This window comes from Bdellovibrionales bacterium (assembly GCA_019750295.1).
Taxonomy (GTDB): Bacteria; Bdellovibrionota; Bdellovibrionia; order Bdellovibrionales; family JAGQZY01; genus JAIEOS01.
In genome coordinates this window covers 1-2,605 of the sequence record JAIEOS010000084.1, presented here as the reverse complement: position 1 = coordinate 2,605, position 2,605 = coordinate 1, and the positions used below count along the sequence as shown (strand labels likewise).

Genomic DNA, 2,605 nt, shown 5'->3' with positions numbered 1-2,605 from the left:
GGAAACGTCGCTGATAAAATGTTCCACCTGTCGACCGCAGAGAAACCTCAGTTTCTTTTGAGCGTTCTAAAAAAATTCGCTCCGAAACAAGTGATTATTTTTAGTAATTTTAAAAATAAGGTCCCTAAAGTGGCTGAGTTCCTCACAGCCAACGGCTACCCGGCCGCGGGGATTTCGAGCCTTTTGAGTCAAGCGCAGCGCAATCGAATTATCGAACGATTTAAAACCGAAAACAATCAGCACAATATTCTTGTGGCCACGGATGTTGCGGCACGTGGACTCGATATTAAGGGCGTTGATCTTGTGATTAACTACGAATTGCCCGAAGATGCAGAGAACTATGTTCACCGAATCGGTCGCACAGGTCGTGCGGATCAAAAGGGAATTGCGATCAGTTTTGTCAGCGATAAAGATGTGGAATCAATGATGCGCATCGAAGAGTATCTCAAGGAAAAGGTCGAAGTGATTTGGCTTGAAGAAGAAGACCTTATTAAAGACTTTAAACCGATGAGTGCTGATGACTACTTTAAGCGCGACTCCGCTTTGAAGCGTCGTCCAGAAACACGACCTCCTCGTGCGCGGAGTAGCGGACCTCGTCGCGATCGTCCCGAAGGTGGTCGATCTGAAAATGGGCGCTCCGAGGGTCGTAACGACAATCGTCCCGAGCAGCGCCGGGATGAAGGCGTCGCGGGTGGGAATGTTCATCGCGACAAGCGCATCGGTCGTCACCGTGACCGTACCAATGGAAAAGATCAACCGCAGGCGGAAGGTCAACAGCGGGATTCGCAACAAAGAGATTCTCGCCGCAATAATCCCCAACACCGAAACTCACCATCGAACGGTACGGGGAATCGTCACGGGAATTCCAACAACAAACGCCCTTACAATAATAAAAACCAACGCCACGCTGGTGCGGGAACGAAATCGACCGGGTCCAAAACGACTCACCGAACTTCGCGTCCTCCTCAAAACACAGCATCGGTCTGGGGCAAAATCACAGGTTCTATCAAAAGATTATTCGGGTCCTAGGGTTCCGAATTTTTAAATTAAAATCCGTGAGTTTTCTCGCGGACACTCCCCCGTCTCGGACAGCCGCGGGAAGCGGAACTCGCGTGTGAGCGTCCGCGAGAAAACTCACGGATTTTAATTTAAAAATTCGCAAGCGTTTGTTTTCTGTTCTCAGGTTTATCTTATATTCCTTGGTAGTGAATTATGCCTTCGGTTCACAAAGATTAGTTGATGAGTGAGTGGAGTTTTTGGATGGCGGTCTCGCGTTCGGTGGCGTTCACGATAAAAGTCATGTTGGTGGAGTCTTGTAGGATTTTTTGGACTTTGATTTCTGAGAGAGATTTCATGGCGGTTTGCAAGAGGTCGGAGCTGGCGGCGCCGTGGCAGGTGGCGGTGACGGAAGAATAGCTTTGAGTTTGTACTCCGGGGGCGGTGGTCAGTGGATCTATGTTTCCTACGCAGAAGATGATAGTGCCCTCGGTGGAGTTTTCGGTGGTGAGGATTTGTGGGTTTGCCATTAAGTCTTTTTCTACAAAGCCTTGAATCACGGCGAGGCTTTCGTTCATATCTTTTTTAGCGAACATAATTCGGTGAACTGTTTTGTGACTGTTGATCGCTATTATTTTTTTTTCTTCGAACATAGAAACATCTCCTGAAACGAGAGTTTGGTTAGGGCTTTTTTTGTCGGCGCTTTCGAACTGCGAAAAACGCAAAGGCACTTTGAGCATCGAGGCCAACTCGGCGGCGCGATGATGGAGAACATTGGCTCCCCAAAATGTCATATCAATCAATTGTCGGTAGGTGAGTTGCGGGAGCGGCTTAGCATCGGGAACTAATTTAGGATCTGCGGAATACAATCCGCCCACATCTTTTTTAAATTCGCAGGATGAACTTTTAAAATACGAAGCCATGGCCACTGCCGTCGTATCTGTGCCACCGCGACCGAGAGTCGTGATTTCTTTGGTGGACTCGGCGACGCCTTGAAAGCCTGCAAGAACCACGATATCGCCTTTTTCGAGGTGAGTTTCGATGCGATGAGGTCGAAGGCTAACGATCCGGGCGTTCCCATGGGACGTGTCGGTAATGATACCTGCTTGGCTCCCGGTAAAACTAATGGCTGGGAGTTTGTGAGTGTGGAGAGCCAGACTTAAGAGAGACATCGAGATGCGTTCTCCGACAGAGATCAACATGTCAAGTTCCCGTCTTTGAGGATGAGGGCTCACTTCGTGGGCTAGGGATATTAGACCATCGGTGGTTTTTCCCATAGCGCTGACAACAGCAAGAATGGGTTGGTTGTTTATTTGCTTTTCGCGCGCCAGGAAGGCGGCAATAGATTTAAGCTTATCTACGTTTTCGAGACTTGCGCCACCAAACTTATAAACTCTCACTGGATTCATAAAATTGTTCGACAAACCGGAAACCCTCTTGTGGCTAAAACGTAACACAACTGACGTCGAGAAGAAAGGTTCCAGCTCCCTGCGTGCATCTTTTCACCCTTTGTGGGTGAAAAGATGCACGCAGGGAGCTGGAACCTTTCTGGCTATGACTAAAGCCTTTAAGATTTATCCGGTCTGCCCAGGCGTTAGCGGATTATGTC

2 protein-coding genes are annotated in these 2,605 nt (G+C 48.6%); one reads left to right on the top strand and one right to left on the bottom strand.

Going from position 1 to position 2,605, the window contains the following annotated elements:
- Positions 1 to 1,029: DEAD/DEAH box helicase (locus tag K2Q26_12675; GenBank protein ID MBY0316373.1), on the top strand; the 1,029-nt coding region annotated here is incomplete at its 5' end.
- 203 nt (positions 1,030 to 1,232) lie between these two features.
- On the opposite strand, the gene K2Q26_12670 is transcribed toward K2Q26_12675, so the two are convergent.
- Positions 1,233 to 2,405 (bottom strand): aspartate kinase, encoded by a 1,173-nt coding sequence (locus tag K2Q26_12670; GenBank protein ID MBY0316372.1) that lies wholly within the window; start codon positions 2,403 to 2,405, stop codon positions 1,233 to 1,235.
- Between the last annotated feature and the right edge of the window lie 200 nt (positions 2,406 to 2,605).

What these genes read in the sequence shown, in the direction of transcription:
- K2Q26_12670 (MBY0316372.1), bottom strand. Translation starts at nt 2,405, where the DNA reads ATGAATCCAGTGAGAGTTTATAAGTTTGGTGGCGCAAGTCTCGAAAAC.